Annotated in this window: 7 protein-coding genes; 5 read left to right on the top strand and 2 right to left on the bottom strand. The window is 68.8% G+C overall.

Going from position 1 to position 7,453, the window contains the following annotated elements:
• On the bottom strand, positions 1-1,067 hold a 1,067-nt coding region (locus TsocGM_RS25285), incomplete at its 3' end, for a tyrosine-type recombinase/integrase (protein ID WP_126728245.1).
• Between TsocGM_RS25285 and TsocGM_RS25280 the strand changes: the two genes are divergently transcribed.
• Positions 1,066-1,443: a hypothetical protein gene (locus TsocGM_RS25280; protein WP_126728244.1), complete on the top strand. Its 378-nt coding sequence runs from the start codon at positions 1,066-1,068 to the stop codon at positions 1,441-1,443. The two genes, TsocGM_RS25285 and TsocGM_RS25280, sit on opposite strands and share 2 nt — an antisense overlap.
• 689 nt (positions 1,444-2,132) lie before the next feature.
• On the opposite strand, the gene TsocGM_RS25275 is transcribed toward TsocGM_RS25280, so the two are convergent.
• Positions 2,133-2,378, bottom strand: a complete 246-nt coding sequence (locus TsocGM_RS25275; protein ID WP_126728243.1) for a helix-turn-helix transcriptional regulator — start codon at positions 2,376-2,378, stop codon at positions 2,133-2,135.
• Between the two features lie 1,547 nt (positions 2,379-3,925).
• Here TsocGM_RS25275 and TsocGM_RS25270 point away from each other — a divergent pair.
• The 4 genes from TsocGM_RS25270 (at position 3,926) to TsocGM_RS25255 (ending at position 7,207) form a co-directional block, all read left to right on the top strand.
• The gene (locus tag TsocGM_RS25270) at positions 3,926-4,921 is read left to right on the top strand and encodes a hypothetical protein (protein ID WP_126728242.1); all 996 of its coding nucleotides are present in this window, start codon (positions 3,926-3,928) and stop codon (positions 4,919-4,921) included.
• Between the two features lie 453 nt (positions 4,922-5,374).
• A complete protein-coding gene (locus TsocGM_RS25265; protein WP_126728241.1) occupies positions 5,375-5,773 on the top strand; it encodes a hypothetical protein in 399 nt (132 codons plus the stop codon).
• Positions 5,774-6,056: 283 nt separating this feature from the next.
• A complete protein-coding gene (locus TsocGM_RS25260) occupies positions 6,057-6,869 on the top strand; it encodes a DUF2786 domain-containing protein (RefSeq protein WP_158633763.1) in 813 nt (270 codons plus the stop codon).
• Entirely contained in the window at positions 6,866-7,207 is a 342-nt protein-coding gene (locus TsocGM_RS25255) for a hypothetical protein (RefSeq protein ID WP_199756913.1), read from the top strand. The genes TsocGM_RS25260 and TsocGM_RS25255 overlap by 4 nt, the downstream gene beginning before the upstream one ends.
• Positions 7,208-7,453 lie beyond the last annotated feature (246 nt).

The raw sequence follows: 7,453 nt of genomic DNA, 5'->3' as shown, positions 1-7,453 counted from the left end.
CTGCCCCTACCAGGTCCTGGGCCTGGTGCTGCCGACCGCCGACTTCTGGGAGCTGCTGCAGGCCGACCCCGCCGCATTGACGCAACAACTGTCAACCCAACAGGATGGCGGATGAGACAGTGCCCTCCATCCGCCGGCCCGTCCGTGCCATCGGGCGACAACTCGGGACAGGACGGGACAGGCGTTTGTGCAAGTTCTGTGCAAGCGCCAGTGCAAGCGGAAGAGGCCGCTGATCCGTCCAATTCCGGGACGGAAGGGGTCCCCAGCTCCTCCGCGCAGGGTTTCTGGGGAGCGAAGAGCGAGACTCGGCCGAGGGCTCCAGCCACGTCGCTCTGGTCGACGTGCGTATAGCGGTCCATCGTCAGCGTGATGGTGCTGTGCCGGGCGAGGAACTGGATGTCCTTCGGGGACAACCCGAGTCGGTGCAGGTTGGTGATGAACGTGTGGCGGAGGCTGTGGAAGTCGGCGACGAGCTTCCGCTCGTCGCGATACGGGATCCCGGCCTCTTCCAGGTCCCGCTTCATCATCACCCCGGCCTGCATCTGCTCGGCCCACTTCCCCGGCCAGAGCCGGCCGTCGCGCGGCTTGCCTTCCAGCCACGCCTTGAGCGGTGCGACGAGGTCGGGGTGGAGCGGCCGGACGGCACGCTCGCGGTTTTTCGAGTAGGCCGCCTCGACGCTCCAGGTGGGATTGGGCCCGAGGTCGAAGCTGGACGGCGACATGCTGGCCAGCTCCGAGGCCTGCAGCCCGGAGCAGGCCGAGACGAGGTAGAGCATGGCCCGATCTGGACCGGAGAGACCCCGCATGGGCTTGCCGCGCCGAGCCGCCTCGATGAGCGCAGCAATCTCCGCAGGCGAGAGAGCGCGGCGGTCATGGCGTCGGTCGAGCTTGACGTTCGCCCCCTTGAGGTGGGCCAGCGGGTTGTCGGCGGTCCTCCGGTCGCGGACGAGCCATCGGACGAACTGCTTGGCCGCCTGCAAGTAGAAGTTGCAGGTCTGGGCGGAGAGCCCCTCCCGTCGGAGTTCGGCGATCTGACCCGAGACCCGGGAGGCCGAGATGTCTGGCATGAATTGGAAGCCGCAGGCCAGGAACACCCTGCGGGCCCGGCCTGCGACGAGCTTGGACTGCCGCTCGGTCACCCCCCCCGTCACGCAGCGACGCCTCGAACTCGTCGAGATGCTCGGAGAGCGGTCGCTTGCGATGGTCCTGAAACGGGTCGACCAGGCCGGCCCGCTGCTGCTCCGATCGCCTGACCAGTTCGCCGAGCAACGCTTGAGCCGCGGCTTTGTCTGTCGCCAGGGGAACGCGACGGAGGATGCCGTCCCCGTCGGTGTACTGCCCGTACCACTTCTTGGCCTTCCGCTTGATCCGGGCCCCGGTCTTCGGGTCGCGGGCCGAGTAGGTCGGCTTGAAGAGACTCGCTATCGCGTTCGCTCCTGGTGATGCATCAATGATAGTGAGTGGAAGATCCTTGGGCAACGCCCCGAGGTCTCTCGGCAACGCTCGGTCAGCTCGGAGCAGACCACGGCCCTTTCCGGGTCGATGTATAAGGACCCGGTCGGCTCTGGTTTCAGGGGCTTCTTGGTCTGTCTGGCCGGATGACCCGGCCACCGGTGAAGATCGCCCGGACTGCACGACGCCTGAGCCTTTCGGCCATCGACCCACCGGGAAGGAAGGGTGCACCTGAACCCGGAATTGTTGGTTTGCGGCGTCGGAGACCGGTACTCTCTCGTCCCCCGGGGGCTAGCGAGGCCCCCGTCCGTTTGTCCCTTCCGCTCGTCGGCCGAGGGCCTTCGGGGCGGCTTCGTGGCCGGTTTGGTTACCGACCCAGGGGAGATCACCGCCGGGCGTATCGGGCCCGGCGTCCGGTTGCAGGGGGAGGAGGGCGGTCGGGTCGTTGGCTTCGTGTCTGGAGAAAGAACCACATCGAAGAAACCGGGCCGGTCGCTCCGCACGATGGGTGCGGAGCGACCGGGATTATGGTGGTTGCTTTTTTCGACCCGCTCGCCCCCCCGCTCCCCGGCATCGACCAAGGAGGGGCCGCCTCGATGCCACTTGGGCGACCCCCATCAAGCCCTGAGAGGCCGAAATTGGCCCCTCCGGTTCTTCTCAACGGTCGGCGACCGACCGGCTCAGGCCCGCTTGCCCCGCGACTTCGAGGTCGCGCGGGGAGGGCAGCCCGCCTCGACCCATCGGTTGATCTCATCCGCCTTCCACTTCTTCGACCCGCCGAGTTCCACGGGCCTCGGCAGCTTTCCGGCGCTGTTGAGGCGCCGCACGGTTCGGCCCGACACGTCCACGCGGCGGGCGACCTCATCGGCGTCGATGAGGAGGTGCACGGGCGTCGGGGGGCTGGGATGCTCGGCGAGCGTTGGCATGTTCCTGATCCCGCTTGTCGTCGATCGGCCTCGATTGGCCTCTACCCGATATGTACCCAACCTCCGGGCGGCCCCATCAGGTGCCGAGGAACACGCTAGGCAGTCCCCTTTGGTCTTGCCGCGGGCTCAGGATGACCGACGGAGAACAAGCCCCAGGCAACGGAGGTGGGCCAGTCGACAGCCGGCTCACCTCGGTGGTGACGGAAATCGTGAAACCTCGACGAGGCTGGCCGTGCCGAGGGCGAAGAACCGCGGTCGTTGGACGCGTCCGTCAGCAAGCCGACCGTCGGTAGCACGTGCTCGATATTTCGAAGGCGACGATGATGAAGAAGCGGCTCCGCCCGAGCTGACAGGCCACTTCGAGTCGAAAACATCGTTGATAGCTTATGCAATTCCAAGGGAGCGAAAAATTCCAGGAGCCTAAGGTTAGTCAAGTGTCATTGCCGCGGGGGGGGCGGGGTGCCCGAGGTTATGCTCTATCTGCTTGGAGGGAAAACGTTTAAGCTTGTCACAAACGTCCTACTGACAGATACGCCAATCCCCATGCATCCCCCCCTTGAATCCACTCCCCTACGCTGCTCCCTGCCGTCTCCCCCTTGCTCCCTGCTCTGCTCCCCCTGCCGATCCCTGCTCCCCTGCTCCCTGGCCGTTCTCCCTGTCCGGTCGGGCCGATCGGTCGGGCCGCTCTCCCCCTGCTCCCTGTCCCTGGCCGCTCTCTGTCCCTGCTCTACGCTCCCCCTGTCCCTGGCCGCTCCCCCTTGGCAGGTCAGGTCAAGCCGCTCCCTCTGTCCCTGGCCACTCTGCTCCCTGGCCGACGGCACTCATGATGCGTCCAGAATGGTCCGAGTCGCGCCAATAGAAACTTGCGCGTACGCAATTTCATGTCTGGAAAATCGATTTATGATGAATTTGTGCAACATGCCGTCCCGCCCGGTCGGACGGGGTGTATAGTCGAGTGTCGGGACGAGCGGGACGACCGGCAACGGCCGGCCGATCCGCTCCCCCGGGCCGCGAGGAACCTGCCGCGAGGCGGGGCCGATCGCGGTATGCACTCAGGCGGCCGGGGAATGCGTTCCCCGGCCTCGATCCGAACCCGGACGCCCCATCGATGGGCAACGGCTAGGCTCTGCGGGTACGGCCCCGCAGGGTGGGCGATCCCCCACCCGTGCAGGCCGGAAACGGTCCCTAGCGGCGTCAAACTGGATCGCCGGGTACGGCCACGGTCGCGGTCCGCCCGCGTTGGTGGCGACATAGCTGGTGCGTTCGCTCGCGGGAGAACCGCGAGGGCGCGTGAGGGGTCCTCACGCGCCGACCGGACACCAAGGCTCGACCCCCCGCATGGGGACGGTTCGCGTCCAGCGTTCGAAATGAGGTCAGGCACGCGGCACGTGTGCATGGCGACCGGGCCGGGGTGCGAATCCCCGGGCGTCCGATCGCCACGGCTTCGCATGGGCGGCAGCGGTCGCCCACGAAGCAGATGGGCCGAAGGGTGCGGCAAACACCCCCCGGCCCGGTGGCAGGCTCCTGTCAACGAGGAGCCCGCCGAGATGAACGTAGCACACGACACCGCCACGGACAATTCCGCCCACGTCGCCGAGGAGCAGGCCCGCGAGGCCCAGGGTACGCCCGCAGCCCCCGCGGGGAATGCATTCCCCGACGCCACGGAGGCGGAGCAGAAGCAGATCGCCGACTACAAGGCCACCGAGTCCGAGGTCGTCGATCTGGCCGTCGCCACCCTCGACCCCAAGGACATGCTCAAGAAGTACGCCCGGCTGGGCAAGGCCGTGCTCTCGCTGGCCGCCCGGCGCAAGGCGTCCTTCAAGGCGTGGGCCAAGGAGGACTTCGCCAAGGTCTGCGACGACCTCGCGACGTTGGTCAAGATGCGGGTGGCGATCAAGGAGGTCGAGATGGACAAGTACGTCCGCATCCACCTCTGGGTCGAGGCGGTCAAGCCGCTCGTCCCCGCCGTGGAGAAGCTATCGTACTTCCAGGTCAAGAACAAGTTTCTGCCCACCCTCGCCTTCGACCCGGTCGAGCTGACCGGCGAGATCCGCAAGGAGTGGCTGACCTGGGTCCGCGCGACGGTCGAGCGGCAGGTCGGCGACGAGCCCCTGTCGATCAAGGAGCTGGACCAGTCGATCGCCGACCAGAAGAAGGCGGTCGAGGACGCGCGGAACGCCCGGAAGGACCCGGAGAAGCTGCTGGAGCAGGAGCGGAAGGCGGTCGAGGCCAAGGCGAAGAAGGAGCGGCGCGACGCCCAGCAGGGCATCGTGGACGCGATCGACGGGGCCGTGACCAACGGCCACGCCGACACCAGCGACGTGCTCCAGATCGTCGAGCAGGTGCTCAAGGCCAACAACCTGTCCCTGCCCGCCAAGGTGGTCGGGTTCGACCCGATCAACTGCACGGTCGCGGACTGCAAGATGCTCGCCCAGGCGATGATCGGGGCGGGCAAGCTTGCGGAGGCGAAGGTGCTCCGCGACACCCTGGACGCGATGATCAAGATCGCCGAGCACGCCATGCTCAACCGCGCCGCGAGCTGACCTCGAACGAACGCTGGACGCGGCCGGGGACGGGCCGCACCCACGATCAGGGCGAAACCGGCCACCCGGCCGGTCGCGTGGTGTCGCCACGCCTGATGAGCCCATGCCCGCGTCGCGGCAACGGTTGCGATGCGGGCAGCGCCCCGGTCCGCCCCGCGACCCATGCGCGGGAAGGGCGGCGTTGCGCCCCTCGCGTGCCCCTCGGCCGGACGGCCGCGGGGCGGCGTGGAAGGACCGCGCGGAAGGGCCCGGGGAATGCATTCCCCGGCCCGATCATGATGAGCAATCGAAGCCCCCCGGGTGGCGTGTGCCGCCCGGGGGGCTTTCGGCGTTTCCAGCCCACCCGGGGAATGCATTCCCCGGGAGCATCCAACACGGTCGCGGAGGTGTCCCGTGGGTGTCCAACCCCGGTCCGCCCCGTTGCCATCCAGGCGGAGATGGTGGGTCGAGCGGATGGCCCCCGGGGCTCGCCGCTCGCACCTGCTCGCGGAGTACCTGGAGGGGCTCGCGGACCGTCGCGATCGCGACGACGCGCGAGCTATCCGGGGCTTCCTGGCCGCCTGGCACCGGGCAACGGAGGGGGACAATGCGCTCGGGCTCGAAATCCGGGTCCGGCGCGCGAGGCTGAACATGGCCGTCGTCTTCGTCCAGTCGGGGGCGGCGGGCCCAATCCGCTGGCTCCCGACGCTGGTGGTCCCGTGGACCCACGCGATCGAGCGGATCGGCCACGAATGCGGAGACCCGGCCCCGTCGCCCGAGCGGGCCGAGCCCGCCCGCGACGTGTGGGGAGAACCGGATCGCGGGCATCCGCCCGTGCTCCCCAAGGTCGCAATCCGACTCGTCCGCCCGTGATCGCCCCGGTCGCGGTGCCGGATCGGCGCCCGGGTCCTACAAACGGACCCCGGCGTTCCTCGCCATTCCGATCGAATGGCGTTCAATCTCGGCCGGAACGCCCCGCGTGAACCCCTCGGGACGCAGGGCCGGTGGGCGAGTTGACGCGGGCCCGTCCCGGAATCTATGCCCCCTGCGAGCCCGCACCCCGTCCAACCCGACCGCTCAAGCGACTCGCCCCGCCCTGGCCGGCGGGGGCGGTCATGGTCCGCGCATGGTGCGCCGGGCCGTTGGGAGTCCGAGCATGTCAGAGCGACCGAAAGAGGACGTGATCGACCGGGTCCGCCGCCTCCTGGCCAAGACCGAGGAGAACGGCTGCACCCGGGCCGAGGCCGAGAGCGCCTTCCGGATGGCCTCGCGGATCATGGCCGAGCACAACATCGCGATGGCCGAGGTCGAGGCGCGGGACGGCCGGCCGGACGACATCTCCTGGCTCGAAGACGACGTGATCGACACGGGCCGGTGGTCCCTGGAGATGAACCTCGCCTACGGGATCGTCCGGGAGTTCTTCTTCGTCGAGGGTTTCTTCGTCCGCCGCACGGCCTGGGCGGGCGAGCCGGCCCGCGGCCGGGGCGAGGCCCGCCGCGGGCAGACGCCGCGGAAGGTCCTCCGCTTCTTCGGCACCGCCACGAACGTCGAGGCGGCCCGGTTCACCTTCACGGCGCTGATCGACGCCTTCGACCGCCTGTTCGCCGAGCACCGGCGGGCGTCGGGGTGCGCCGCGTCGGAGCGCCGCCTGTTCGTCTCCGGGGTCGCCCAGGGCTTCGCCGAGAAGATGCGGGACGAGCGCCGGGCGATGGAGATCGAACGCGACCTGGCCGCGGGCCGGGCGAGCGGCTCGACCGCGATCGTCCTGGCCTCGGTTCAGGAGCGGACGGTCCGGGCTTACAAGGAGGCCCACCCCGACATGAAGAAGTCGCGGACGACCTTCGCGGCCCCCCGGCGCTCGCAGTCGTCCCTGGACGCCGGCTATGCCGCCGGCCGGTCCCTGAGCCTCAATCGTGCCCTCGGGGGCGGGTCCGCCAAGGGCAACGCCAAGGAGCTTCCCGACCGATGAACGCGGCCACCATCCGGGGGGCGCTCGCGGCGTACCCGCCCCGGTTCGACCCCGGCCGGATCGTCATAACGCCGGGGGCGATCGAGGCCCTCGCCAACAACAACGAGCTGGTGAGCACCTACATCGTCAGGCACGCCTCGGGGGACTGGGGCGACCTCGACCCCTCCGACCGGCGCGAGAACGACGCGGCCCTCGAGACGGGCCTCCGCATTTTGTCCGCCTACGGGCTGCCGAAGGGGGACACGATCTGGGTCATCACCGAGGCGGTGGACGTCGAGGCGGGGGACTCGCCGATCGTCCGCACGCTCACGACCGTGCTGCTGCCGTGCGAATACTGAGGCCGAAACCGCAGGGACGCGGTCGCGTGGTCGGTGCCACGCCCGACGAGGCCATTCGCACCCCCAGGAGACGTCACATGGCGAATCGATTTCTCATCAAGCAGAGGCGTTCCTGGTGTCCTACGCACGTTGAACGACCGGAAACTTCAGCCACTCGGAGAGCGTCCAGATGTGGTCGGCCAAGCCCGCCGCCATCGCCGGAGTCCGGGCCTTCCAGGAGCCATCACCCCGACGGACTCGCAACGT

This window comes from Tautonia sociabilis (assembly GCF_003977685.1).
GTDB lineage: Bacteria > Planctomycetota > Planctomycetia > Isosphaerales > Isosphaeraceae > Tautonia > Tautonia sociabilis.
Note: the sequence above shows the minus strand (reverse complement) of the source record. Positions and strands in the feature narration are given on the sequence as shown.